This window comes from Myxococcus sp. XM-1-1-1 (genome assembly GCF_020037095.1).
Classification (GTDB): domain Bacteria; phylum Myxococcota; class Myxococcia; order Myxococcales; family Myxococcaceae; genus Myxococcus; species Myxococcus fulvus.
The window spans coordinates 22,392-48,710 of the sequence record NZ_JAIQDH010000027.1; the positions used below are offsets into that span (position 1 = coordinate 22,392).

The following is a 26,319-nucleotide window of genomic DNA, read 5'->3' on the forward strand; positions in this document are numbered from 1 at the left end:
TGGGCCTATCGTGTCCTGGGCGTGGGCACCAGGGCCCCCAGGCCGCGGGTGAGCGCCTCGACGAGGGCCCGGGCCGCGTCGCGCCGGGGGTCCAGGCTCGGGTCGTAGATGGTGACGTCCAGCCCCACGGCCAGTCCCGAGTCGACGAGCCGGGCGACCAGTTCCCCGAGCTCGGCCACGCGCAGGCCGTCGGGCTGGCGCGAGTCGACGGCGGGCATCACCGCGTCGTCCATGACGTCGGCGTCCAGGTGCATCCAGAAGCCGCGCACGCCGCGCTCCTTGAAGCGGGTGAGGGCGCGCTTCGCTCCGGCGGCGATTCCCTGCGCGCGCAGGACGTCCAGGTCCAGCCAGGCCATGCCCGTGTCGCGCGCGTCCTCCGCGCCGACCTTCTCACCCTGGCGCTCCGGGTCCCTGACGCCGAGCACGGCCACGTCCTCGTCGAGGACGAGGGGACCTCGGCCCTCCAGGTTCGACAGCAGGGCGGGGCCCCGGCCGGTGGAGAGCCAGAGGTCCATGCCCGCGGCGCCGCCGAGCTCGGAGGCCTCCGGCGGCCAGAAGTCGGTGTGTCCATCCATGAAGGCGAGCCCCGAGTGCGCGCCGGTGCGCTTCAGTCCCAGCAGGCACCCGAGCAGGATGCTGCAGTCTCCGCCCAGGACGAGCGGGAAGCGCCCGGCGCGCACGATGGCCTCGACGGCGTCCGCGAGTTGGAGGCTCAGCTCGGCGATGCCATGGGGGTTGAGGATGTGCGTCCGGGCGTCGCGCTGCTCCACATAGGGCCGGGGCGTCACGGTGTGCTCCACCTTCGCCTGGAGCTTGAGTCCCAGGCCCGCCTCCATCAGGGCCTCGGGAAGCAGGTCCACACGGGGAATCCGCCCGTCCGGACGGCTCAGACCCAGACCGGAGGGCACGGCGACGAGGGCGATGGGCGATGACATGGGCGCACCCTGTTGATGGCCGGAAACCATCAAATGGATTTTAATGGTTTCAGTGAAGCTAGGGCGGAGGTGGCGCAGTTGCAACCGCCAAATTGCGATAGGGGGTTTCAGCTCGGATGCATGTTTATTCCCCGAATTCGTCGGCTTCTGCGCAAAGATCGTCCAGCCTCGGTGGAATCGAGACGCTCGACGGGGGCGCTCGGGAGTGAGACTGAAACATTGTGACGCGGGGCGTTGAGTTTGCTCGCTTCTCTCGGAGAGGACCGTAACAATCCTGATACATGACCCTGCAACGCTCGATTCTCTCCTGGATGTTTGTCTCCCTCGTTGCTGTTGCCGCACTCTCTGCTTGTGATTCTGATGACAAGCCGTCGGCGCCCGAAGTGGGCGACGACGCGGGGACCCCGCCGGATGCCGGCACCGTGCCCGATTCGGGCTCGGAACCCGACGCGGGCCTCGAGCCCGACGCCGGCACGGAGCCCGATGCCGGCACGGAGCCCGACGCTGGCACGGAGCCCGATGCGGGCGTGACGCCTGACCCGTTCACCACCTGCGAGGGGGCCTGCCGTGAGACCTCGGCCACCATCCGCATGGGCGACAACTCGCGCGTCCTGACCAACGCGTACTTCGGCTACACCGAGCCGGAGAGCCCGGACGGGTCGTGGACCCTGTGGATCGAGCTGAACAACGGGACCCCGGGCGAGTGCCCCTCGCCGGATTCGTCGGTGCCGGCTCAGCTCGTCAACGTCTACGACGTGAAGGTGCCCGTGGACGCGACGCCGCAGAGCGGTACGACCACGGAGGGGGAGCCGCGAGCGACGCTGGTCGACTTCGATGGCTCGCTCAGCCTCAACTGGTTCGACCACAGCTCGAGCTTCACCTTCACGCCCGTGGCGGCTTCCCTCTGCGCCACCTGCGCCAAGACCGGCGAGTTCCCCGCGTCACACTTCGTGGCGTTCGACGTGGATGCCGTCATGGAGGACGGCGCATTCACCGGCCATGGGTACGCCACCTACTGCCCGGCGCTCACCGAGCTAATCGAGGAGTGACCTCAGGCCGGCTCACGGCGGCGTGAGTCGGTCCCGCCCGGGCACCCGAACTGGGTGCTTGGGCCGTTGTTCCCGTCCTCAGTGGGGCCTGGGCGGAATGGTGTCGAACCGGGGCGTCCCTTCCTCCAGTTCGTAGTAGTCGCCCTTGTTGGCCAGGTGGACGTGGAGCGCGACGCGCGTCCGCGTGGGCGTGTCGAACGCGCCCATGGCGATTCCAATCCAGTCGCGCTGGAGCGGGTCCCAGAACAGCGACGCGCCGCAGACCGAGCAGAACCCGCGCCGCGCCTTCTCCGAGGACTGGAACCAGCGGACCTGGTCCTGTCCCTCGAGGGTGACGGCCGAGCGGGGCACGTCCGTCGACACGAAGTAGTGCCCCGAGTGCTTGCGGCACTTCGTGCAATGACAGGCGTCGGGGGCGGGCAGCTCGCCCTCCACGGTGAAGCGGACCGCGCCGCACAAGCAGGAACCCCGATGCATGGATGACCTCGTCCGAAGGGTGGGGGCGGGGAGCCTGCGGCTTCAGCCGCGGACAGACAAGTGCAACCTTCCGGACGGCGCGCCAGCACGTCAAGACCATCGAGGGGCGGCGCGAGGGCGTGGGTCATGGTTGAAAAGTCCCTCTTGGCGCAGCCCGATGCGCGGCAGGGAACGCATGGCGCCCGCGCCGACTGGTGTTCGCCGCCCCGCGGACAAGACGCTCCTCGGACACCCCCGCCGTGAGGTCCCCACATGAGCAAGCTTTCGCTGGTCGTCGTCACGATGACGCTGGGCCTGAGTGCCTGCAGGGAGGATCCGGAGCCTCCCACTCCGCGTCCCCCCGAGGACCTGACGCAGGAGCACATGGAGACCCTGCGCTCCAACCCCATCGCGCTCTCCGCCTTCCTGCGCGACATGCCCAAGGGCGGCGACCTCCACAGCCACACCTCCGGCGCCATCACCATGGAGAAGCTCATCCAATGGGGCTCCGAGGACGGCGCCTGCGTCAACCCCACCACCTACGTGGCGAGCAACCCCTGTGAGCAGGGCGCGACGCCCCTGTCCAACACGGCGTCGGACCGGGCCCTCTATGACGCGGTGATGGGCGCCTGGTCGATGGAGGGCTTCACCGGTCCGCTGCTGGAGGCGCACCAGCACTTCTTCGATGCCTTCGCCAAGTACGGCGCGGTGCAGACGGAGGCCCGGGGGGACGACATCTACGCGGACATCCTCTCCCGCGCGGGCCAGCACAACCAGGTCTACGTGGAGCTGATGCAGGGCTTCGGCGCGAGCACGGGGGGACGGCTCGCCGCGCCGCTGTTCTCGCCCACGGACCCCTGGGACGCGCCGACGCTGTTGGCCAAGCGCGAGCAGCTCATCGCCCTGCCGGACTTCCAGACGGCGCTGACCCGTCAGGCGGAGAGCATTGCCAGCTTCCTGGTGGGGAGCCGGCAGGTGATGGCCTGTGGCACGCCCCAGGCGGACCCGGGCTGCGACGTGGAGGTGCGGCTGCTGGTGTCGGCCAACCGCACGGCGGAGCGGGCCAACGTCTTCGGCCAGTGGGTGTATGCCTTCGAGCTGGCCCAGCGCGTGCCCCAGATTGTCGGCGTCAACCTGGTGTCACCCGAGGAGCACCCGAACTCGCTCGCGTACTACAACGACGAGATGTTCGCGCTGGGCACGCTGGATGACCACAATGACACCACGCCCGGCCGCAAGACGGTGCACGTCTCCCTGCACGCGGGCGAGCTGATTCCCGAGGTGCTCAAGCCCGAGGACCAGGGGCACCTGCGCTTCCACATCCGCAACGCCGTGAAGCTGGCGCACGCGGAGCGCATCGGCCACGGGGTGGACGTGTTGGGCGAGACGGACGGGGAGGGCGTCGACGCGCTCCTGCGCGACATGCGCGAGGCAGGCGTGCTGGTGGAGATCTGCCTGTCCTCGAACAACGTCCTGCTGGGCGTCAAGGGCACGGACCATCCGCTCTCCGCGTACCTGGTGGAGAAGGTGCCGGTGACGCTGGCGACGGATGACTCCGGCATCCTCCGGGGGGACATCACCCAGGAGTACGTCGCGGCGGCCACCGTCCAGGGGCTCGACTACAAGACGCTCAAGCAGCTGGCGCGCGCCAGCCTGGAGCACGCCTTCGTGGAGGGGGACAGCCTGTGGGCCCAGCGGGATGTCTTCACGGCCCGGGTGGCGGCCTGCGCCCAGGACGACGCGGGCGAGGCGGGCCCGTCCGCGTCGTGTCAGACCTTCCTGGGGGCCAACAAGCGCGCGGCGCTGCAGTGGCGCCTGGAGGCGCAGTTCACGAACTTCGAGGCGCGCTTCGCGAACTGATGCCAGGGCCGTGGTCGCGCGAGTCCCTGGCGCGACCACGGCTCATCGCAGGAGGGGCTCAGCAGTTCTGCTTGCAGGGCGGCGGCGGGCCGACGGGCGGCGGGCTGCCGGCGGGCGGCGTGCTGATGCTGCTGTGGCAGGTGTAGAGCTGCAGGTCATAACAGTACTGGCGGTAGTACTGGGCCGTCGGACCGGAGCCCGCCATGTACTGGGAGCAGTTCCAGAAGCTCCACTTGTACGGCGTCGCGGCCGGACAGCTCCCATCCACCCATCCGCCGCTGCCGTAGTCGCGACACGCGCCCTGGTACGTCCCGACGCTGCACGCGTTCTGCTCCACCTGGCCCAGGTCCTCCGTCTCCGGAGCCACCTCGTCCATCGGCGTGCCACCACAGGCGATAATGCCCATGCACAGCGCTCCCAGGAACAACGGCCGCATGACTTGCTTCAACATGGATTGACCTCGTGGATTGTCAGCCCGCCGTGGCCGGGACCTCCCCGTCGGCGAGTGGAGGCCACCCTACGTTCCTCCCTGATTAACCGGGATTAAGCGCGATTAAATGTGGCGGAGGTTGGGTCAGCCCACCCGCCCGGGTGAGGGGGGGCGAGAGCCGGTCCTCCCAGTAGCGCAGCTCGGGGTAGACCTCCTGCAACAGATAGCGCCGGCTGCGGAAGTGCCAGTAGATGAAGCTCTTCAGGTAGTGCTCCACGTGCGCTCGCAGCTCCGGGGCGCGTGAGGACGCGGACTCCAGGATGGCGTGATAATTCCTCACCGTCGTGGCGAGCGTCTCCCGGTACACCTCCAGGTAAGGGCGCTTTTGCGTCTGGGATTGCTTGAACAGGTAGCAGTTCTCGAAGTCGAGCTGGGACTTCGCCTCCTTGTAGAAGGAGAAGACGTCGTTGGTGAATGCGATGAAGTCCCGCGCCGCCTCCAGGGTGTCCACCCAGAACAGCGGGTCGCGCGCGAAGCTCAGCCGCGCGTCGATGAACTGGAGGGACAGGTACCAGAACTCCGAGGAGCCGTTGTGGTCGCGGATGTACCGGACGCTGTGCGTGGTGCGCTGGGCGCCGTGCCGGGCCACCAGCACCTCGAGCAGGGTTCCAAGGTGGTATTGGAAGAACAGGTTCTTGTAGAGACCCAGGAAGTCCGAGTCGCAAGAGTGACCCAGCTCCTCGAAGGAGAAGTCGACGTAGTCCATGAGCGCGGAGGGCGGGTGGGCCACCGCGCTCGCATGCTTGAGGGACAGGAAGTGCTTCTCCGGGTTGTATTCCTTGTCGGGGTCGAACCACAGCACCAGGCTCCAGACGCGACTGATGGCCCGCCTCAGCCTGGGGTCCTGGATGGGAATCGTGATGTGGCGCATGTATGTCATGGTCTGGATGAACTCCTCATCCATGTCCAGGCCACGGGCCAAGGCTTCCTGTCGGATGAAGCGGGTCTCCCGCTCGACCTCCGCCAGGTCGACCGCGGGCTCGAAGACGGGGATGTTCCTCTCGCGGGAATCCCCCGGGACGGGGCCGATGAGGCGTATCAGCTTGCGCAGCTCCCCCGAGCGGAGGACGTTCTCCGCCTCTTCGCGAAAGCCCTGGTGTCTGATCTGTTCCAGTCTGGGATTGAGTTCGAGCTCGAGCATGTGCGGCCCCCACGTCCGGGTGTCGGGTGTGGATGTTCAAGCTAATGCGGTCGCGGCGGGCGGCAGCCGCGGGGCCCTTGGGTTGTGATTGGCCGCGTGGGCATGTTCAGTCCGCATCAGTGACATCGCCCTCGGATGCAGGAGTGCAGGGGGGCCCTTCGTCCTGCGGGCTCGACTGCGGGCCCGAGGCGAAAGGCCGCGGCGGGAGCGTGTTTCAGGGCACGTCGAGTGCCTGGACTGCCGAGCGCAGCGCGTCCGGCAGCCAGTCCGGGTCTCCCCGGCGCAAGGCTGCGAGCCCGGCCTGGAAGTCCGCGCGCGCGCCGCCGACGTCGCCGAGCCGCACGCGGAGCAGGCCGCGCTCGTGGAGCAGCTCCGGGTCCACGTCAGCGCCCTGTTGCAGGGCGAGCGCGGCGGACAGGTCCTCCAGCGCCTCCGTGTGCATTCCCAGGCGCGCGCGCACGGCGGCACGTTGCTGGAGCAGCCAGGGGTTGTCCTGGTCCTCGGCCAGCGCGAGCGTCCAGTCCTGCTCCGCGCGGGTGTCCTGTCCGAGCGCCTCCAGGGACTCGGCGCGCTTCATGTGCAGCACCAGCGCCTTGCGATAGCCGCCATCCACCAGCGCGTCGAAGTCCGCCACGGCCTCCGCATGGCGACCCAGCCGGGCGAGGCACAGCGCGCGGTGCAGCCGGGTCGTCCGGTGTCCGGGGGCCAGCTCCAGGACGCGCTCGAACCAGGGGAGCGCCTCGGCCGGAGCGCCGCCCCAGATGCCGAGCGTCATCGCCAGCTCCATCAGGACGATGCCCAGCCTCGGGTGCGCTTCGGCGAGCGCGCGCACCTGCGCGAGCGCGGAGGTGTACCGGCCCGTGCGTCGCAGCCGGTCGACCTGTCGGAGCTGCTCCGCCACCTCGGGAGGGCAGGGCTCCCGCCCGTTCCTCGCGGTGCCTCCGGTTCTCGCCGCGTCGACGGCCGTGGAGGCCTCCGCAGGCATGCGGGAGGCGCGCCCCTCGGAGGGGGGGGGCGTCGTCGCGGGGCTCCCTGGCCCGGGCGTTCCCCTTGGCGCGTCGTCTCTGTCGTCCCGCCCCGCCATGCCGGTGCTCAGCCTCCCTGGGGGAAGGCGCGGCAGGCGGCGTCGTAGTCGCGCCACCAGGCCTCGAGCACCTTCATGTCCGTGGCGCGCGGCTCGTCCCCCGGGCCCGCCATGTCCAGGTACGCGTGCAACAGCGGCCGGAAGTAGGGGTGGGCGCAGTGGTCGATGATGTCCGTGGCCCGGCGCCGGGGCGAGCGGATGTCCATGTTGCGCGCGTAGCCGTGCTCGGTGACGACGCACTTGATGTCGTGCTCCGTGTGGTCGATGTGCCGCACGTACGGCATCACGCAGCTCACCGTCCGCCCGTCCTTGAGCTTCCGCACCGACGGCGTGTGCACGATGCTCAGGTACGCGTTGCGGAAGAAGTCCCCGGAGCCGCCCAGCCCGTTGACGATGCGCGAGCCGTCGATGTGCGTCGAGTTCACGTGCCCGTAGATGTCCACCTCGATGGGCGTGTTCATCGCGATGACGAACAGCCGCGAGATGATTTCAGGGCTGTTCGACAGCCACATCGGCCGCAGCACCAGCCGCTCCTTGCACCGCTCGAACAGCTGCTGGAACCGCTGGCGCCCCTCGGCGGAGAAGGACACCGCCGTGGCGGACGCGTACTCGAACTTCGCGTCGTCCTCCACGTAGCGCAGCATCCCGTCCTGGAACACCTCGGTCCAGAAGCGGATCTTCTGGAACGGTGACTCGTACAGCTCCCCGATGATGGCGTTGGCCACGTTGCCCACGCCGGACTGGATGGGCGGCAGCCGCTTGCCCCACCCGAACTCCTCGCGGCAGCTCAACAGGAAGTCCACCACGTTGCGCGCGATGCGCTTGTCCGTGTCGTCCGCCGCCTTGAAGGGCACCGGATGGTCCGGCGTCCTCGACTCCACCACCGCCACCACCTTGCCCAGGTCGAACTCCACGTACGGCGTGCCGATGCGGTCTCTCACGTTCAACAGCGGCAGCGGCCAGCCCACGTGCGGATGCACCGTGGGCACGACGATGTCGTGGAAGCCCGTGTAGTCCGGCGCGGACGTGTTCACCTCGAGGATGACTTTCTTCGCCTTCGCCAGCGCCTCCGCGCTGATGCCCACCGAGGACGTCAGGATGACGCTGCCGTTGGGGCGGATGCGCGACACCTCCACCACCGCCACGTCGATGTCGCCGTAGAACCCGTACATCAGGTTGCGCGCGAAGGCGGACAGGTGCACGTCCGTGAAGTCCATCTCCCCGGCGTGGATGCGCCGACGCGACGCGGACGAGGACATGTACGGCCCGCGCTTGCGGATGAAGGGCGCCATGGGGCCCTCCACGTCCTCGGACAGCGACGCCCCGGACAACAGCGTGAGCCGCGTCTGGGGCGCGGTGCGCGACAGGTGGAAGGCCAGCGCGGGGAAGAACGTCTTGGGCTCGCCCGACTTGGTGAAGCCGCTGATGGCCACCGTGTTCCCGTCGGTGACGTGCTTCACGGCCTCCTCGACGGGGACGACCCGGGCCAGGAGGTCGGCGTTCTGGATGCGGTCCTTCAGCGTGCTCGGAGCGGTCATGTTCAAGTCGGGAACCCCCGCGGAAGGCGGCGGGTCCGCGGTCGAAGATGTCACACCCGGGACGTCCTGCCATCCCTAGCGGAAGCCCGGCGGACGCCGCGTCCCGGCGTCCCCGGGCGCCTCCTCGGCCTTGAGCCTGGCGCCGGGTGAGAGCTCGAAGACGAGCCCGAACTGCCACTGGCTCAGCCGCTCCAGGAAGAGGATGTTGTACGAGTCCTGGCCGTACACGTAGCGGGTGAAGACGCCGAAGCCCGCGCCCCAGTAGGGCAGCGCGGCGAGCGCGCCGCTCACCGTCGCGCGCCGGTGGGGCGTCTCGCCGAAGGGCGCGGACACCGTCCCCTCGAGCCGGAAGCGGTGCTGGTGCCAGATGCGCTCGCCCAGCGCGCTCACGCCCCAGTTTCCCTTGCCGTAGACGCGCCTCTGGTCCTCGGTGATGCCGCCCGAGCCGATGGCCGTGTTCAGCTCCAGGAACGAGCCGCCGCCCACCAGCCACGCGCTGTCCAGGTCCGGGTCCACGCCGAACGCCACGCGCGCGTGCAGCTCCCCGCGCACGAAGTTGGTGGAGAAGCTGCCGGTCAGCTCGTTGAGCGGCAGCTCCCCCTGGGCCGGCGCGCAGTCGGGGTCCGTGCCCTCCTGGTTCGCGAAGAAGCAGCCGTCCTGGCCATTGGAGTAGTGGCCCACCGTGAGGTTCGCCGCGAGCGCGAGCCCCCGCATCGGACGGTCCTCCGCCAGCGAGCCCGGCAGCACGCGCAGGTGCGCCACCTGGAGCGTGATTTTCGGGACGTACGACGGCGGGATGACGGGGCTGCTGTCCGTGTTCAGCATCCGCAGCCGGATGTACGGCGTGAGCACCGCGGTGAGGAACCACTCGCCGTGCTCGCTCCGGAATCGGCCCGTGTGCAGCTGGGGCAGGAAGAGGTTCGGGGCAAGCTGCGCCTCGAACAGGAGCGGCGCCGGGGAGTCGGGATCTCCCTGCCGGCGGATGCGGTTGGGCGAGCCGAAGATGTAGCTGCGGTCCAGGAAGAGCGGGGCGGGGGTGTTGTACTCCACCTTCCAGTCCGCCCGGGCCCCGCCCGCCGCGAAGAGGAGCGCCAGCGCGAGGCCCCGCGAGGCACGGCCCCTGGGCTGGGCGAGGACGGTTCGCATCCGGCGGGTGTCTCCTGGCGACGAAGGCCCTCGAGGACGGAGGCCTGCACGCCTCCTCTATCCGGCCCGGGGCCCCGTCCTCATCCGACCCGCCAGGTGTTTGTCGCGAGAAGGGAACAGGTGGACGGGTGGACGTGTTGGGCGCCGCGATTCCGTGCTTTGGTGCACAACCCACCCCATCCTCGGGAGACCTACACTTTCATGCGCAACCTCCTCATCGTCAGCGCGGGCGTGGCCGCGCTCGCCTCCACCGGATGCGCGACCTCCAAGGACGCCCGTCCCGAGGACGCCGCCACCTCCACCGCGGCCCCTGCCGCCCCTGCCCCCGAGGCCCCCGTGGCTCCCGCCAACCCCCTGCTGGCGAAGTGGAGCGGCCCCCATGGCGGCGTGCCCCCGTTCGACCAGGTGAAGGTGGAGCTGTTCAAGCCCGCCATCGAGGCGGCCATGGACACCTTCCGCAAGGAGCTGGCGACCATCGCGTCGAACCCGGAGGCCCCCACCTTCGAGAACACGCTCGCCGCGCTGGAGGACGCCGGCCGCGGCTTGAGCAACGTGGAGACGCTCTACGGCATCTGGGGCTCGTCCTTGAGCAGCCCCGAGTACCAGGCCGTGGAGCGCGAGCTCGCGCCGAAGTTCGCCGCGTTCGAGGATGAGATCTTCCAGAACGAGGCCCTCTTCCGCCGCATCGAGGCCGTCTACAACTCGCCCGACAAGGCGAAGCTGACGCCCGAGCAGCAGCGGCTCGCGTGGCTGCACCACACGCGCTTCGTGCGCTCCGGCGCCAAGCTGGACGGCGCCGCCAAGCAGCGCCTGGGCGCCATCAACCAGCGCCTGGCCTCGCTCTACACGGCCTTCAGCCAGCACGTGCTCGGCGACGAGGAGGCCTACACCGTCGTCCTGGAGTCCGAGGCGGACCTGGCGGGCCTGCCCGACTCCGTGCGCGCGGGCGCCGCCGCCGCGGCCGAGGCCCGGGGCCAGAAGGGCAAGTGGGTCATCACCAACACGCGCTCCTCCATGGAGCCGTTCCTCACGTACTCGTCCCGCCGGGATTTGCGCGAGAAGGTCTGGCGCAACTACGTCAACCGCGGCGACAACGGCGACGAGCGCGACAACAACGCCATCATCTCGGAGGTGCTCAAGCTGCGCGCCGAGCGCGCGAAGCTCCTCGGCTACGCCACGCACGCGCACTGGCGGCTGGAGAACGCCATGGCCCGCACGCCCGAGCGCGCGATGGAGCTGATGGAGGCGGTGTGGAAGCCCGCCGTGGCCCGCGTCCGCGAGGAGGTCGCGGACATGCAGAAGGTGGCCGACAAGGAGCGCGCGAAGCTCAAGATCGAACCGTGGGACTACCGCTACTACGCGGAGAAGGTCCGCAAGGCGAAGTACGACCTGGACCAGAACGAGGTGAAGCCCTACCTCCAGTTGGAGAAGCTGCGCGAGGGCATGTTCTGGGTGGCCGGCGAGCTGTTCGGCTTCAGCTTCGAGCAGGTGACGGACGTGCCCGTCTTCCACGCCGACGTGCGGGTGTGGGAGGTGAAGGACAAGACGAGCGGCAAGCACGTGGGCCTGTGGTACTTCGACCCGTACGCGCGCAAGGGCAAGCGCTCGGGCGCGTGGATGAACGCGTACCGCGGCCAGGAGCGCTTCCGGGGTGAGGTGACGACCATCGTCTCCAACAACTCCAACTTCGTGAAGGCGGCGCCCGGAGAGGCGGTGCTCATCTCGTGGGAGGACGCGAGCACGCTGTTCCACGAGTTCGGCCACGCGCTGCACGGCCTGAGCTCGTCGGTGACGTACCCGTCGCTGTCCGGCACCGCCGTGGCGCGGGACTACGTGGAGTTCCCGTCGCAGCTCTTGGAGCACTGGCTGTCCACGCCCGAGGTGCTCAACACCTTCGCGCTGCACTACCAGACGGGCAAGCCCATCCCCCCGGCGCTGGTGGCGCGCATCGAGAAGGCGGCGACCTTCAACCAGGGCTTCGGCACGGTGGAGTACCTGTCCTCCGCGCTCATCGACATGAAGCTGCACCTGGCCGGCGACGCGAGCATCGACCCGGACGCCTTCGAGCGCGACACGCTCAAGGCGCTGGGCATGCCGAAGGAGATCGTGATGCGTCACCGCACGCCGCAGTTCGGCCACGTGTTCGCGGGCGACGGCTACTCGGCGGGCTACTACAGCTACCTGTGGTCCGACACGCTGACGGCGGACGCGTACGAGACCTTCACCGAGGGCAAGGGCGCCTACGACAAGGCCGTGGCGGAGAAGCTGCGCAAGAGCGTGTTCTCGGTGGGCAACACGGTGGACCCGGCCGAGGGCTACCGCGCCTTCCGCGGCCGCGACGCCGGCATCAACGCGCTGATGCGCAAGCGGGGCTTCCCGGTGCCCGCGCAGGCGAAGCAGTCCAAGTCCACGCCGTAGGCGGCGGGTGACGTCCGGGTGCGCGGGGGATGACGCCTCGCGCACCTGGGGGCTCACGGGTCCAGGAAGGCGCGCTTCACCTCGAGCAGCAGCTCATCCTTCTTGCCCGCGGGCTGCAGGGGGCGGTGGCCCTGGTTGATGGTCCAGATGATGGTGCCGCCCAGTCCCTCGTCGCGCGCCCACTGGCCCTTCACCGCGACCGACTGCCCGTCCTCGTACGAGACGTAGTTGCAGTGGCCCGCGCCGGTGACGTCGGAGGCGGACAGGTAGGGCGAGGCCGCGCGCTCGTCCCAGTGCCGCTTCATCAGCGGGTCCTGGAGGTACTTGTCCACGATGTTGGCGTAGCTCATGGCGTTGTCGCTCTGGCCCTCGTTGACGTCGGGCCGGCCGTCCAGGGGGATGCGCGGCTGGGTCACGCCCTGCCAGCACGTGCCGAAGAAGCCGATGCCCACGCCCAGCCGTCCGCGCGGCACGCCCGCCCGGATGTAGCCCGCCACGGAGTTGGCGACGGAGCTGGGGCGGTTCTGCGCCTCGTCCCAGAGGGGGCTGGAGTGCCAGCTCTCCCAGCCGCCCCAGTGGCCGCTCATCTTGTAGGACATGATGTTGAGCTGGTCGACGCGCGAGCCCAGCTCCTTCATGAACTTCGCCTCGTGCTCCGGCATCCCGAAGTTGGAGTTGAGCCAGTTCACCGGCACCGTGAGGATGATGTCCGGACGGGCCGCGCGCAGCTCGTCGATGAGCGCCAGCAAGAGCTCCCCGTCGTTGCCCGCGGGCGGCAGGTTGATGGGCTCCCAGTCCAGGTCCAGCCCCATGTAGCCCAGCTCATCCATCGTCTTGAGCAGCTCGCGCACGAAGACGATGCGGCTCTCACCCGTGGACGCCAGCACGAAGCCGTCGTGCTCGCCGAAGCCGCCAATCATGAGCAGCGGTATCTTCCCCGCGGCCTTCGCCCGGGCGGACAGCGTCCGGGCGATGGCGGGGCCCTCCAGGTCGGAGACGTCGAAGTCCGTGAACAGCGTCCCGTCGAAGCGGGGGCGCACGCGGCCCACCATGATGTGCGTCATCCCCGAGAAGTCCACCGCGTCGGGCGGGTAGGCGCGGTGCTGGTAGCCCACGTAGTAGCCGGACACCCAGCTCGCCGGCGCGCCGCCGGGCTTGGGCGTCACCGGACCGACCTGCGCACCCGGACCCTCGCCCACGTCGTTGACGGCCCTCACCGTGACGGTGTGCGGCTTGCCGTTGGGCAGCCCCGGGACGTTCGCGCTCCCGGCCTTGACGTCCACCGTCACCGAGTGTCCCCCGGGCTCGGCGGTGACGAGGTAGTGCTTGAGCGCGCGTCCGCCGAAGCTCGCCGGCGCCAGCCAGCTGACGAACACCGCGCCGTTGCCCGGCGTCGCCCTCACCGAGCGCGGCTGACCCGGCGTCGTGGGGTTGGGGATGGACATGCCCGGCTGGGGCACCACCGGCACCGACGGCAAGGAAGCGTCGCCCTCGCCCCGCGCGTTCACCCCGGAGACCTTGAACAGGTACTTGAAGCCGTTGTTGAGCCCCAGCACCGTGGCCTGGCGCTCGCTCGCGCTGACGATGGCGCCGCCGCAGGCCGGGTCGCACCGCACCACGTAGTACAGCAGGGGGTGGCCGCCATCGCTCGTCGGAGGCGTCCACGTCACCAGCGCCTGGGCGTCCGCCGCCTGCGCCTCCACGTCCGAGGGCGCCCCGGGAAGCCCCGGCCCCTCCTCACCCTTTCCGCATCCCCCGAGCAGCACCCCCGCCACCAGCAGGCACCACCACTGCGTCACGAGTCGAGTCTTCACCTGCGCACCTCTTCGAACTGGCACAGATAATACGGGGAAGTCCGACATCCCTGCGTTGAAATAGTGTGGCAATACTGCATCTGCTCGACGAGCGACAAGGTGGTCGCGTCTGTCTCGGGTTCTGGGAAAACGCTAGGGAGGGTGCGGGCCGTTCCCGCGTCGTTGGAGGCGGCCTTTGCTACGGTGGCCGCTTCCATCCATGAAACGACTGCTCCTGTCCATGGCCCTCGCGGCCAGTGTCCTCGTCCTGGTGCTGGTGGTGCGGACGCTGTCCTTCACCTCGCGGCAGGTGGCGCCGGCGGCGATGGAACCCCTGACGGTGGACGCGGACGCCGCGGCGGCGCGCCTGGCCGGAGCGCTGCGGCTCAAGACGGTGGCGGCGTCGGAGGGCGTGCCCGCGGAGGATGCGGCCTTCGCGGGGCTGCATGCCTACCTGGCCGAGCACTTCCCGCGCGTGCACGCGGAGCTGAAGCGCGAGCCGGTGGGGACGCACTCGCTGCTCTACACGTGGCCGGGGACGGACGCGTCGCTGTCGCCCCTGTTGCTCGTGGGGCACCTGGACGTGGTGCCGGTGGCCCCCGGGACGGAGGAGTCCTGGGCGCACCCGCCGTTCGCCGGCGTGGTGGCGGACGGGTTCGTGTGGGGGCGCGGCGCGCTGGATGACAAGAGCAGCGTGCTGGCGCAGTTGGAGGCGGTGGAGGCGCTGCTCGCCGCGGGGGAGAAGCCCCGGCGCACGGTGATGTTCGCGTTCGGCGGGGACGAGGAGGTGGGGGGCCTGAAGGGCGCTGTGGCCATCGCGGCGCTCTTGAAGGAGCGGGGCGTGCGGCTGGAGTCCGTGCTCGACGAGGGCGGCGTCATCATGTCCGGGACGGTGCCTGGGGTGAGCGCCCCGGTGGCGTTGGTGGGCACGTCCGAGAAGGGCTTCACCAGCGTGGAGCTGAAGGTGAAGGGGGAGGGAGGGCACTCGTCCATGCCGCCGCCGCGCAGCGCCGTGGGGGTGTTGGCCCGCGCGGTGGCGAAGGTGGAGGACTCGCCCATGCCCGCCCGGCTCGAGGGTGGCAGCCGCGAGCTGTTCCTGCGCGTGGGCCCGGAGATGCCCTTCGGCATGCGGCTGCTCTTCGCCAACCTGTGGCTCACCGAGCCGCTCGTGGTGCGCCAGCTCACCCAGAAGCCCACCACCAACGCCGCGGTGCGCACCACCACCGCGGTGACGCTGTTCCAGGGCGGCGTGCGCGACAACGTGCTGCCCGCCAGCGCCCGCGCGGTGGTGAACTTCCGCATCCTGCCCGGCGACAGCGTGGACGGGGTGCTCGCGCACGTGCGCTCGGTGGTGGATGACTCGCGCGTGGAGCTGGGCACGCTGGCGTTCCAGAGCGAGCCGTCCCCCGTGTCGCGCACGGACACGGAGGCCTTCGGCCACCTGGAGCGCACGCTGCGGCAGGTGTTCCCGGAGGTGGTGGTGTCCTCCTACCTCAACGTCGCCGCCACCGACTCGCGCCACTACGTGGGCTTGAGCGACAACGTCTTCCGCTTCTTCCCCGTGCACCTGCGCGCCGAGGACCTGGCGCGCGTGCATGGCAAGGACGAGCGCATCGCCGTGACGGCGCATGCCCAGGCCGTCCGCTTCTACGCGCAATACCTCCGCAACGCCGCGCGCTGAGACATGGCTGAGACAGGGGCCCTCCCCTCGATGGGGGCCTGTATCGCGACATGGACGCGGATGTGTGTCCGAGACACGAAATCAGGCGATTCAGTCCGCTCTTCCTGCACATCTGCGCAATTCCTGCATTTTCACGCGCTGTGCGGGAGTGAGAAATCGCAACCGCGTTGACACGCACCGCGCGCACTTCCAGCATCGGGGGTCATGGTGACCGTCCCCTCTGCTGGAAAGCGCCTCGCGGGTCTCGTACTCGCCTCTCTTCTCTTCTCGTTGATCGCATCCTCATGTGGAGGCGGTGGTGGTGATGGCAAGCCGGATGGCGGCGGTGGGGGCAATGACGATGCCGGCCCCACCCAGCCGTGTGACGGAGGCACGTGTCCCGTCGAGAACTGCGGCAACGGCACCCTCCAGTCCGGGGAGACGTGCGACGACCGCAACCAGGTGAGCGGCGACGGGTGCTCGGCCACGTGCACCCTCGAGGAGGGTTGGGCGTGCAACACGCCGGGCGAGCCGTGCGTGAAGGTGGTCGGGTGCGGCAACGGCAAGGTGGAGGCGGGCGAGCAGTGTGACGACCGCAACGTGTCCAGCGGCGACGGCTGCAGCGAGACGTGCACCGTGGAGCAGGGCTGGAACTGCCCGTCGGCGGGTGGCCGCTGCCACGCCGCGCAGTGCAACGACGGCTTCAAGGTGGGCGAGGAGGAGTGCGAGGACGGCAACACCAATAACGGTGATGGTTGCACCGCGGAGTGCCGCCTGGAGGAGGGCTGGAAGTGCCCGACGGTGGGCGCGGCCTGCTCGAAGACGACCTGCGGCGACAACATCGTCGAGGGCACCGAGGAGTGCGACGACGGCAACAAGGACATGGGCGATGGCTGCTCGGCGGCGTGCAAGCGCGAGCCGCGGTGCCAGAACGGCCAGTGCCAGGCGACGTGCGGCGACGGCATCATCCTGCCCAACGACACCTCCGAGGAGTGCGACGACGGCAACGCCCGCTCGGGCGACGGCTGCTCGGCCACGTGCAAGCTGGAGACGGGCTACGTGTGCCAGGTGGTCCAGACGGATCCCCCGGCCTCGCTCGACCTGTCCGCCGTCTTCCGCGACTTCCGCGGGTATGACCTGCCGGCGGATGGCGCGCTGCCGCGCGGCCACATCGACTTCGAGAACGGGAACGCCGGCGAGCGCGGCATCGTGAAGGCGCAGCTGGCCACGACGCTGGAGGGCATCCCGGGCAAGACGTTCCCGGGTGGCAAGCCGGAGTACGCCAAGACGGGGCAGTCGTCCGCCACCACCCACGGCGCGACCGCCTTCCACCAGTGGTACACGGACCACGCGAACATCAACAAGACCATCGTCGGGACGCTCAAGCTCAACCGCCAGGCGGGTGGCTCGTACGTGTTCGACAGCGACCGGTTCTTCCCGCTGACGAACCACCCGGACAGCTGGGTGGCCGCGGGCAAGGAGCCGCTGCGCGGCGACAACGGACAGCCCTCCCAGCAGCACAACTTCAGCTTCACGAGCGAGGTCCGGTACTGGTTCCAGTACAAGGGCACCGAGGTGCTGCTGTTCCGCGGTGACGACGACGTGTGGGTCTTCATCAACGGCAAGCTCGCGCTGGACCTGGGCGGCGTCCACGGTCCGGAGAACGGCACCGTCACGGTGTCGCAGCAGGCCGCGGCCCTGGGCCTGACGGTGGGTGGCATCTACGAGGTCGTGGTGTTCCAGGCCGAGCGCCACACCTCCGGCTCGTCGTACCGGCTGACGCTCAACAACTTCGAGACCCGTCGCACGGTGTGCAACGCCACGTGCGGCAACGGCGAGGTGGACGAGGGCGAGGAGTGCGACGACTTCGTCAACGCCGGTGGCTACGGCAAGTGCGCGCCCGGCTGCGTCTGGGGTCCGCGCTGCGGCGACGGCATCCCGCAGACGGCGCCTCCGGCCAACGAGGAGTGCGACGACGGCAACACCACCAGCGGCGACGGCTGCAGCGCCACGTGCAAGTCGGAGATCGGCTGAGTCGTCCGACGTGACGGGCCGCTCCGGGCGCGAGTGCCCCGGAGCGGCTCACCGCCTCGCGGAAGAAGCTCCCGCGAGGCGGCTGTCGCCGGGGGCGAGTCGTCCCCAAGGCCCTGGGGCCGGGATGACCGCGCCGCCCGGTGGGGAAGCAGGCAGGCCCGTGCTCCCAAGTGGGATGCTCACGCGAGGCCGTCTGGTATCTTCGCGCCCGACTTCATGGCGCCCTCCGTCCTCTTCCGTCTGTCGCTGCTGCTGTCGCTGGTGCTGGCCGTCCCGGCCGGGGCCGCGAGCGCGCGGAGCACACCACCTCCCGCCGACGAGGTGATGGGCGTGCTGCGGCGGGTGGAGACGGCGCGGGTGCGTGGGACGCTGCGCGTGCTCGACAGCGAGTTCGAGGAGCTGACGCGCGCCCAGCCCAGGAGCGTGATGCCGCGCGTGTACCGCGCCTGGCTCGCGTTCCCCGCGGACACCAGCTGGAACGAGCTCAAGGCCCTGTCCTCGCTGGAGCCGGAGAACCCCTGGCCGCACCTGGGCATGGGGCTCATCTACATCCGCTGGGGGCTCCTGTCGGAGGCGCGCGCGCCGCTGGCCGCCGCCCGGCGCGTGTCCCCCGACTTCGCGCCCGCCCTGTGGGGGGAGGGGCTGCTGCTCCAGGCGGAGGGCAAGCCCGCGGAGGCCGAGGCGCGGCTGCGCGAGTCGCTCTCCAGGCTGGACGCGCCCCAGGCCCGCACGGCGCTGGGGCTGCTGCTGGCCGCGAGCCCGGGGCGCGAGGCCGAGGCCCGCGCGGAGCTGACGCGCTCGGTGGAGGCGTGGCCGGAGCAGCCCGAGGCCCTGCGCAAGCTCGCCTCGCTGGCCCAGGCGGCCAAGGACGTGCGCGCCGCCGCGGCGGCGGGCGAGAAGCTGGTCGCGCTCAAGCCCGCGGACCGCGAGGCGCACCGGCTCCAGGCGGAGCTGTGGCTGTCCGCGTCGGAGAAGGACAAGGCCGCGCGCTCGCTGGAGCGCTACGTGGAGCTGGGCGGCGCGGACGTGGCGCCCCTGGCGCTGCGCGCGCACGTGTACGCGGAGCTGGGGCGCGCGGCGGACGAGGAGAAGGCGCTCGCGCGGCTCATCGAGGCGGAGCTCAAGGACCCCGAGCCCCTGCTGCGGCTGTCCGAGCTGGCCGAAGCGCGCGGGGATGCGGCCGCGAGCGAGGCCTTCCTGGTGAGCGCCTCGGAGCGGGCGCCGGCGCGCTCGGACATCCACGTGCGCCGCGCGCGGCTGTGTCTCAAGCAGGAGCGCTGGCGGGAGGCCCTGGTGTCCTACCGCGCCGCGCTCGCCGCGCCGGAGCGCAAGGTGGCCGAGGCCGAGGCGGAGACGGCCGAGCTGGTGAGGCGCTTCCGGCTGCCCGCGACGCCCGCCAAGGGGGTGCCGGATAAAATCTACGCCCGCGTGTCCCTGGGCCTGGTCGCCATCTACATGGAGCGGCTCAAGGAGTCACCGGAGCTCAAGGGCAACCTGAAGCTCCAGGTGCAGGTGGACGAGACGGGCAAGGCCACGCAGGTGAAGGTCCTCTACGACAGCCTGGAGGACCCGCTCGTCGCCGGCCACGCCTACTTCGCCTTCCTGGACGCGCAGTACCCGCCCGCGAAGGACGAGCCCATCTTCCAGTACGTCTTCCGGCCGCCGAAGTAGCCGCCGGAAGACGCGGGCCTGGAATCAGGGCGCCACTCACTCGTCGTCGTTCATGCCGCTGCCGCCGTAGCCCTGCGAGGAGCCGCGGGCCTTCTCGAAGTCGGCGCGGGCCTGGCGCTCCTCACCCAGGCGCACGTCCACCTGGCGCTGGGCCTCCTCCGTCTTGCGCTGGGCGTCGGCCACCGCGCGGGTGAACTCGGCGTCGGACATCTCCTTGGCGCGCACGTCATCGCTGTTCTTCAGCGCCTGCAGCTCCGCCTGGCGCAGCTGGGCCTCGGACAGCTCCAGCTCCGCCTGGCGCAAGTCCTTGCGGGCCTTCTGCGTCTCCACGGCGCGCTGGCGCCACGCCGTCTGGGCGCGGGCCGCCTGGAGCTTCGCCTCGGTGGTCCTCAGGTCCTTCTGGGCCTGGGTGATGTTGGCTTGCTGACCGGTGGCGCGGGCGGCCTCGAGCGCCGTCTGGTTCGCCTCGTGGGAGAGCCTGGCCGCCTCCTCGTTGCGCCGGGAGACCTCCACCGCGCGCTCGGCGTCCTTCACCGCCACGTCGGCGCGGGTGACTTCGTCCTGGGCCTTGGTGCGCTCGGACTGGGCGTTGCGGACGTCGCCGAGCTGGCTCTCGGGGACGCGCGCCAGCCAGGACTCGTCCACCTGCTTCTTCGCGGACTTGGATGAGCTGCACCCGCCGAGCACCAGCGCCGTCCCCAACACCACTCCCGCCAGAACCCGATGCTTCCTCGTCGACTGGAACATGAATTCCTCCTGACCGTGCGTATCGTCGCTTGCTCGACACGGTAGGCACTCGGCGACGGCGAGGCAGGAGGCGCGGTGCGACACCCGACGCTGGCCTTGACGCGCCCGCTCGGGGGACGGGCGTGGAGGAGGGCGGCTCGTGTGGCCGCCTGCTCAGTGCTTCTCGAGGATGACGGCGTAGAACTCGATGCCCACGCCCTCGCGGTCCTCCTCGGTGATGTGGCCCACGGGCAGGCCCAGGAACTCCCGCACCGTCATCACCCCGCCGGGCCCGGGAGACCAGGGGCCGCACAGGTCCAGGTACTCGCGCAGCGAGTAGAGCTGGAAGGACTCGCCCATCTTCTGGAACATGCCGACGAACTGCTCCCACTTCGGCGTGCTCAGCCCGGGCGCCTTCGTCTCGAAGGTGGCGAAGAGCTTCGAGCCGGGCGCGGCCCAGTCATACAAATCCTTGAAGAACCTCCGGTTCTCCTCCGAGGAGAGGAACACGGTGATGCCATTGGCGCCGAAGGCCACGCGCCGCTCGCCATCCAGGAACGCGCGCACGTCGGGCCGCCGCAGGAAGTCGCCCGCGGAGCGGATGTCGCATTCCATGTAGCGCGTGCGCGGATTGTCGCCGAGCAGGTGCTTGCCGGTGGCGATGGTGAGCGGGTTGATGTCGGTGTAGAGCACCTTGGCGTCGGGCAGCACCGAGTGGATGTGGTCGCTCGTCGGCAGGCCCGAAGCGAAGTCCACCCAGTGGTCGAAGCCGTCCGCGGACAGGCGCAGCGCGGCGGTGCGCAGGCAGCTTCGGAGCATGCGCAGCCACTTCCGGGTGGAGGGCACCAGCGAGAACATGAACTCGGCGGCCTGTCGGTCCACCTCGAAGTGGTGGGTGCCGCCCAGCGTGTAGTCGTAGATGCGGGCCGCGTCGGGCACGTGGGGGTTGACGCCCGGGATGCGGGAGAGCTCCTGGTTGTCCATCCTTCGCTCGCTCCTCGTGGGGTAGGGGGTTGCGCGGCTCTCAGGGGCGCCAGACCTCGGAGGTCGTCTCCGGCGGGCTGTCCGGCGCGGCGCGGGTGGTGCCCACCACCAGGTAGGCGCCGTCGCCCAGGGGCGCGACGCGGTGGCCCGCGCGGCCGAGGGCCAGCGGTGTCCCCGGGCTCCACAGGCCCGTGGCCGGGTTCCACAGCTCCACGTCGGGGGTGGCGCCGTACGTCGTCGACTCCAGGCCTCCGGACACGGCGGCGCGACCGTCCGGCAGCGCGGTGAGCGCGAAGCTGGAGCGGCCCAGGGCGAGCGGCGCCGTGGCGCTCCACTGCTCGGTGGCGGGGTCGAAGAGCTCGGCGCTCGTGAGCAGCGTGCCCTGGTGCCAGCCGCCCACCACGAGGATGCGGCCGTCGGCGAGCGTGACGCCGGCGGCGTCGTCGCGCGACGCGGTGAGCGGATGGGGCGCGGTCCTCCAGGTGCGGGTGGCCGGCTCGTAGACCTCGGTGCTCATGTCGAGCGGCGGGGCCAGGTGCTGCCCCTCGATGATGGCGAAGCCGAAGCCGTTGTCGCGCCCCCCGGCGATGACGACGCGGCCCCGGCTCACGCAGACCGGGCCGATGTGGAAGATGCGGACCGTCTGGCCCGCGGGCTCCCACTCCGCCGCGCCGGGCCGCAGCAGCTCCGCGCGCGTTCCGCGCTCGAGGTCGTCGTCGTGGTCCGAGCCCAGCACCAGCACCGCCCCGTCCTCGAGCACCAGCGCGACGGGGTGTGAGCGCGAAGCCCGCATGGAAGGACCGGGGACGAAGCGCAGCGCGTCCGGCTCCCAGACCACGGTGCTGGCCAGGTCCGGGTGGGCATTGTCGCGGCCGCCCACGAGCAGCACGCGCCCGTCCGGGAGCGCCACCGCCGCGTGGTCGTGCCGGGGCTCCGGCAGGGGCGCTGCCTCCCGCCATTCCTGACGGAGGGTGTCCCAGAGGAAGGCGCTGGCGGAGGTCCTGGGCGTGGAGCCGCCCCCTTCTGCGTGCCAGCCCTGTCCGCCGGTGAGCAGCGCGCCGCCGGCCACGGGCGTCAGGCCGAAGCCCTCCAGCCAGAGCCCGGGGGCGGGAACACGTCGAGTCGCCGGGGACGGAGGGCTGCCGGTCATGGCGCCATCGTACGCCGTCCGCGCCGCGCCGCGCCTGCCACCGGGGAGGTCCACGGTGACCTGGAGACAGTCGCCGTCCGGGGGCCCGGCCCTGGGAATGACAACCTGGGAGGGCGGCCGGGACGAGGGTGTCCTGGGCAATGGCTTGTTCCGCATGCGTGTCTGGTGATTCTCTGGGGCCCGCATCGTTCCGAGGGGGGAAACATGCGCCGTGCGCCACGAGATTCCGCCGAGCCCGTCTTGCCCTGGCGGGGCGCGTCCATGTCGGGACGGGGCCCATGACAGGCATTGCGTGAGACGTCGTCTGGAAAAGGGGGAGTCATGCAACTCATCGGGAGACGTGTGTCGGGGCTGCTGGCGGGGTGCGCCTTGCTGTGCGTGGCGCTGCTGGGCGCCTGCTCGGAGCGGGGGGCCGCGAGCGAGGAGGGGCGCCTGGGCGCCGGTGCCCAGGCGGTGGAGGGGGTGGCCCGACAGGGGACGGTGCTGGCGGGGCGGCATCACACGCTGGCGATGCGCGCGGATGGCACGGCGTGGGGCTGGGGAGACAACGGCGCCAGTCAGCTGGGTGACGGCACGACGGCGTCGCGGTGGGCGCCGGTGCATGCGGTGGGGCTGACGCAGGTGGGCGCGCTCGCGGCGGGCCATGCGCGCTCGCTGCGCGCGGGAGGTGTGTGGGCCTGGGGCGACAGCGCCCAGGGACAGCTGGGCACGGGCCTGTCGACGGTTCGGGCCTCCCCCGTGAAGGTCTGGTAGCGCGCCGCGCCTCACGCGAAACGGGAGGGCGTCCTATGCGCCCTCCCTCGAGAACTCCGCGCCCCGGTGGGCCCGGATGCAGCGAGTACGTCGTCGGGCAGTCTGAAACGGGGGTGTCCCATGGAACGTGTCGCGAGGCGTGTGTCTGGGTTGCTGCTGTGCCTGTTGTGGTGGGCGGGCTGTGTCGAGCCCGGGGCGTCGTCCTTCACCGGCGAGCTGGGCACCGTGCGCGCCAGGGAGGGTGCCTCCCGTCAGGGCTCGGTGCTGGCGGGACGGCATCACACGCTGGTGTTGAGGACGGACGGCACCGTGTGGGCATGGGGTGGCAACACCTTCGGCCAGCTCGGCAACAACTCGACCCGCCCCAACCCGATGCCCTCGCGCGTCTGGCGCCTGTCGAGCATCCGCGCCATTGGCGTGGGGGAGCAGCACTCGCTCGCGCTGGGCGTGGACGGCACGGTGTGGTCCTGGGGCTGGAACAACAACGGCCAGCTGGGCGACGGCACGACGACGTCGCGCTCGGTGCCCGCGCGAATCCCGAACCTGACGAACGTGGTGGCCATCGCCGCCGGCTTCACCCACTCGATGGTGCTCAAGTCGGACGGCACCGTGTGGGCGTGGGGGCTCAACGCGACGGGGCAGCTCGGCGATGGAACGACGGTGCGCAAGCTGTCGCCCGTGCAGGTGCAGGGGCTGCCGGGCGCGGTGGCCATCGCCGCGGGCAACGTGCACTCGCTGGCGCTGACGGCGGATGGGCGGCTGTGGACGTGGGGGGGCAACGCCGACGGGCAGCTCGGCACGGGCAACCAGACGCCCCGCTCGCTCCCGGGCGCGCTGGCGAGCATGACGGGCATGGTGTCCGGGCTGTCGGGTGGAGGCTCGCATTCGATGGTGCTGAAGACGGACGGCACCGTGTGGGGCTGGGGGAAGAACGACGATGGCCAGCTGGGCCTGGGGAACACCACCGCGAGCCTGGTGCCGGTGCAGGTGCCGGGCCTCACCAGCGTGGCCGCGGTGGTGGGGGGCGGGCAGCACTCGGTGGCGCTGAAGGCGGACGGGACGGTGTGGGCGTGGGGCAGCAACATCCGCGCGCAGCTGGGGGATGGGACGCAGACGCAGCGGCTGTCGCCGTTCCAGGTGCCGGGGCTGACGGGCGTGCTGGGCGTGTCCGCGGGCGGAGGGCAGCACTCGGTGGCGGTGAAGGCGAGCGGCGAGGTGTGGACGTGGGGCTCCAACTCCGATGGGCAGTGCGGTGATGGGACGTACCTGATGAAGCTGGTGCCCACGCTGGCGCGCGGGCTGCTGGAGCGCGCGGGCGCGTCCGCGGGGGAGGGCTACTCGCTCGCCGTCAAGGGGGATGGCACCGCGTGGGGATGGGGGAACAACACCCAGGCCCAGCTCGGCGACGGGACGAATGTGTCGCGTCGGTTGCCGGTGCGCGTGGGGACGCTCACGCAGGTGGCGTCCGTCGCCGCCGGGGCGTTCCACTCGCTGGCGCTGAAGGAGGACGGCGCGGTGTTCGGCTGGGGCGCGAACGGCTGGGGCGCCGTCGGGGACGGGAGCGTCGTCAATCGCCCGCAGCCGGTGCGGGTGGGGCAGGGCACCCTGGTGGCCTCGGCGGTGGCGGCGGGGGCGTACCATTCGCTGGCGTTGGGCGTGGATGGAACCGTCTTCGCGTGGGGGGACAACAGCGTGGGGCAGCTGGGCGACGGCAGCGACGCCACGCCGACGCGGACCACGCCCACCCGCGTGCCGGACCTGGACGGCGTCGTCTCCGTGGCCGCGGGCCTGGAGCACTCGCTCGCCTTGAAGTCGGACGGCACCGTCTGGGTCTGGGGCCGGCAGGACACGTGCGAGGACCCGGGGGGCGAGGCGCTGGCGGTGCGCGCGCCGCGCCAGGTGCCGGGGCTGACGGACGTGGTGGCGGTGGGCGCGGGGCTCTGTCACTCGATGGCGCTGCGCGCGGATGGCACTGTCTGGGCCTGGGGGAGCAATGACCAGGGGCAGCTGGGGGATGGGGGGCTCCTCGCGCGGATGACGCCCGCCCAGGTGACGGGGCTCACCGGCGTGGTGTGGCTCGCCGTGGGGCCGCGCCAGGCGCTGGTGCTCAAGCAGGACGGCGGCGTGTGGGGGTGGGGGAGCAATCCCCTGGGCCAGCTGGGCGCGGGCCTGTCCGCTCCGCGCGTGGCGCCCGTGCAGGTGCCCTCGCTGGCAGGCGTGAGGACGCTGTCCTCGGGGGCCTCGCACACCCTGGCGCTCAAGGAGGACGGCACGCTCTGGGCCTGGGGCGGCAATGGCGACGGGCAGCTGGGCATCGGCGCGGTGGACTGGCAGCTGACGCCGACCCGCTCGGGGCTGGTGGCCTCGCGAGGCGTGGCCGCCGCGTCCCGCCACTCGCTGGTCGTCGCGCTGGATGGCAGCGTGCAGGGCACCGGCGCCAACGACTCCGGGCAGCTGGGTGACGGCAGCCTGCTGACGCGCGCGGACCCCGTGGCCGCGATGGGGCTGACGGAGGTCCGGGCCATCGCCGCGGGCCCGGGGCACGCGCTCGCGCTGAAGACCGATGGCCACGTCTACGCCTGGGGCGCGAACCTGGAGGGCGAATTGGGGGATGGCACGACGACGCCCCGCATGCAGGCCGCGCAGCTGCCGTCGCTCGCGGGCGTGCTGTCCATCGCGGTGGGCGGCCGTCACTCGCTGGCGCTGCATGGCGACGGCACGGTGGTGGCCTGGGGCTCCAACCTCCAGGGCCAGCTCGGCGATGGGACGACGGTGTCCCGGCGGCTCCCCGTGCGCGTGCTGAACCTGTCGGGCGTGGCCGCCATCGCCGCGGGCGAGGGCTTCTCGCTGGCGCTCAAGCACGACGGCACGGTGTGGTCCTGGGGCGCCAATGGCCTGGGACAGCTGGGGGACAGCTCCACCCAGCGCAGGCTGGAGCCGGTGGAGCTCACCGGCCTCACGGGCGTCACCGCGGTGGCGGCCGGGCGCACGCACGCGCTCGCGCTCAAGGCGGACGCGACGCTCTGGGCGTGGGGCTCCAATACCTATGGCGAGCTGGGGGACAACACCCAGACGCGGCGGCTCGCGCCCATCCTGGTGAACACCCTGACGGGCGTCACCGCGGTGGGCGCCGGCGAGCACCACAGCCTCGCGGTGACCACCGGCGGCAAGGTCTGGGGCTGGGGCCGCAACCAGCACGGCCAGGTGGGCAACGGCGTGAAGTCGAACTGGCAGAAGCTGCCCGCGCAGGTGCTCGGGCTCACCGGCGCGGTGGCGGTGTCGGGCGGCGGGGAGCACTCGCTCGCCGTGCTCGCGGACCGCGGCGTCTGGGCCTGGGGCAACGGCGGCCAGGGCCAGCTGGGCACCGGCATGGCGGGCTTCCGCGAGGCGCCCGTGCAGGTCTGGTAGCGCCCCCCGCGCGGACGGCGGCC

At 71.0% G+C, this 26,319-nt stretch carries 19 protein-coding genes; 8 read left to right on the top strand and 11 right to left on the bottom strand.

The window, feature by feature from the left end:
- Nucleotides 1-5: 5 nt before the first annotated feature.
- Nucleotides 6-935: an arginase family protein gene (locus K8640_RS36130; RefSeq protein ID WP_223751250.1), complete on the bottom strand. Its 930-nt coding sequence runs from the start codon at nucleotides 933-935 to the stop codon at nucleotides 6-8.
- 422 nt (nucleotides 936-1,357) lie between these two features.
- Here K8640_RS36130 and K8640_RS36135 point away from each other — a divergent pair, with 422 nt between their 5' ends.
- Nucleotides 1,358-1,984, top strand: coding sequence for a hypothetical protein (locus K8640_RS36135; protein WP_223751251.1), 627 nt, complete (start codon nucleotides 1,358-1,360; stop codon nucleotides 1,982-1,984).
- A 78-nt stretch (nucleotides 1,985-2,062) separates the two neighbouring features.
- On the opposite strand, the gene K8640_RS36140 is transcribed toward K8640_RS36135, so the two are convergent.
- Nucleotides 2,063-2,461: a GFA family protein gene (locus K8640_RS36140; RefSeq protein WP_223751252.1), complete on the bottom strand. Its 399-nt coding sequence runs from the start codon at nucleotides 2,459-2,461 to the stop codon at nucleotides 2,063-2,065.
- A gap of 252 nt (nucleotides 2,462-2,713) precedes the next feature.
- Between K8640_RS36140 and K8640_RS36145 the strand changes: the two genes are divergently transcribed.
- A complete protein-coding gene (locus K8640_RS36145; RefSeq protein WP_223751253.1) occupies nucleotides 2,714-4,300 on the top strand; it encodes an adenosine deaminase in 1,587 nt (528 codons plus the stop codon).
- Between the two features lie 58 nt (nucleotides 4,301-4,358).
- On the opposite strand, the gene K8640_RS36150 is transcribed toward K8640_RS36145, so the two are convergent.
- The 5 genes from K8640_RS36150 to K8640_RS36170 form a co-directional block, all read right to left on the bottom strand.
- Nucleotides 4,359-4,751: a hypothetical protein gene (locus tag K8640_RS36150; protein WP_223751254.1), complete on the bottom strand. Its 393-nt coding sequence runs from the start codon at nucleotides 4,749-4,751 to the stop codon at nucleotides 4,359-4,361.
- Nucleotides 4,752-4,833: 82 nt separating this feature from the next.
- Nucleotides 4,834-5,931, bottom strand: a complete 1,098-nt coding sequence (locus tag K8640_RS36155; protein WP_223751255.1) for a hypothetical protein — start codon at nucleotides 5,929-5,931, stop codon at nucleotides 4,834-4,836.
- 214 nt (nucleotides 5,932-6,145) lie between these two features.
- On the bottom strand, nucleotides 6,146-6,916 hold the full coding sequence (locus tag K8640_RS36160) for a tetratricopeptide repeat protein (RefSeq protein WP_223751256.1): 771 nt from the start codon (nucleotides 6,914-6,916) through the stop codon (nucleotides 6,146-6,148).
- Between the two features lie 107 nt (nucleotides 6,917-7,023).
- Complete coding sequence (locus tag K8640_RS36165) at nucleotides 7,024-8,553, bottom strand: acetyl-CoA hydrolase/transferase C-terminal domain-containing protein (protein ID WP_223751257.1); 1,530 nt, start codon at nucleotides 8,551-8,553, stop codon at nucleotides 7,024-7,026.
- Between the two features lie 75 nt (nucleotides 8,554-8,628).
- A complete protein-coding gene (locus K8640_RS36170) occupies nucleotides 8,629-9,699 on the bottom strand; it encodes a hypothetical protein (protein ID WP_223751258.1) in 1,071 nt (356 codons plus the stop codon).
- 201 nt (nucleotides 9,700-9,900) lie between these two features.
- Between K8640_RS36170 and K8640_RS36175 the strand changes: the two genes are divergently transcribed.
- The gene (locus K8640_RS36175) at nucleotides 9,901-12,117 is read left to right on the top strand and encodes a M3 family metallopeptidase (RefSeq protein WP_223751259.1); all 2,217 of its coding nucleotides are present in this window, start codon (nucleotides 9,901-9,903) and stop codon (nucleotides 12,115-12,117) included.
- 53 nt (nucleotides 12,118-12,170) lie between these two features.
- Here K8640_RS36175 and K8640_RS36180 read toward each other — a convergent pair whose 3' ends face one another.
- Complete coding sequence (locus K8640_RS36180) at nucleotides 12,171-13,931, bottom strand: glycosyl hydrolase family 18 protein (RefSeq protein ID WP_223751260.1); 1,761 nt, start codon at nucleotides 13,929-13,931, stop codon at nucleotides 12,171-12,173.
- Nucleotides 13,932-14,130: 199 nt separating this feature from the next.
- On the opposite strand from K8640_RS36180, the gene K8640_RS36185 reads away from it, so the two are divergent.
- From K8640_RS36185 to K8640_RS36195, 3 genes are all read left to right on the top strand, one after another.
- Nucleotides 14,131-15,591 (top strand): M20 family peptidase, encoded by a 1,461-nt coding sequence (locus K8640_RS36185; RefSeq protein WP_223751261.1) that lies wholly within the window; start codon nucleotides 14,131-14,133, stop codon nucleotides 15,589-15,591.
- Between the two features lie 204 nt (nucleotides 15,592-15,795).
- Nucleotides 15,796-17,604: a DUF4215 domain-containing protein gene (locus K8640_RS36190; RefSeq protein WP_223751262.1), complete on the top strand. Its 1,809-nt coding sequence runs from the start codon at nucleotides 15,796-15,798 to the stop codon at nucleotides 17,602-17,604.
- A 216-nt stretch (nucleotides 17,605-17,820) separates the two neighbouring features.
- Nucleotides 17,821-19,275 carry a hypothetical protein gene (locus K8640_RS36195; protein WP_223751263.1) on the top strand — a complete coding sequence of 485 codons (1,455 nt, stop codon included), beginning with the start codon at nucleotides 17,821-17,823 and terminating at the stop codon, nucleotides 19,273-19,275.
- Between the two features lie 36 nt (nucleotides 19,276-19,311).
- Here K8640_RS36195 and K8640_RS36200 read toward each other — a convergent pair whose 3' ends face one another.
- The 3 genes from K8640_RS36200 to K8640_RS36210 form a co-directional block, all read right to left on the bottom strand.
- Nucleotides 19,312-20,022 carry a hypothetical protein gene (locus tag K8640_RS36200; RefSeq protein ID WP_223751264.1) on the bottom strand — a complete coding sequence of 237 codons (711 nt, stop codon included), beginning with the start codon at nucleotides 20,020-20,022 and terminating at the stop codon, nucleotides 19,312-19,314.
- Between the two features lie 153 nt (nucleotides 20,023-20,175).
- Entirely contained in the window at nucleotides 20,176-20,985 is an 810-nt protein-coding gene (locus tag K8640_RS36205) for an SAM-dependent methyltransferase (RefSeq protein WP_223751265.1), read from the bottom strand.
- 40 nt (nucleotides 20,986-21,025) lie between these two features.
- Nucleotides 21,026-22,135 carry a kelch-like protein gene (locus K8640_RS36210; protein WP_223751266.1) on the bottom strand — a complete coding sequence of 370 codons (1,110 nt, stop codon included), beginning with the start codon at nucleotides 22,133-22,135 and terminating at the stop codon, nucleotides 21,026-21,028.
- A gap of 321 nt (nucleotides 22,136-22,456) precedes the next feature.
- Here K8640_RS36210 and K8640_RS36215 point away from each other — a divergent pair, with 321 nt between their 5' ends.
- Nucleotides 22,457-22,888, top strand: a complete 432-nt coding sequence (locus K8640_RS36215; protein WP_223751267.1) for a hypothetical protein — start codon at nucleotides 22,457-22,459, stop codon at nucleotides 22,886-22,888.
- A gap of 141 nt (nucleotides 22,889-23,029) precedes the next feature.
- Nucleotides 23,030-26,296, top strand: a complete 3,267-nt coding sequence (locus K8640_RS36220) for an RCC1 repeat-containing protein (RefSeq protein ID WP_223751268.1) — start codon at nucleotides 23,030-23,032, stop codon at nucleotides 26,294-26,296.
- Nucleotides 26,297-26,319 lie beyond the last annotated feature (23 nt).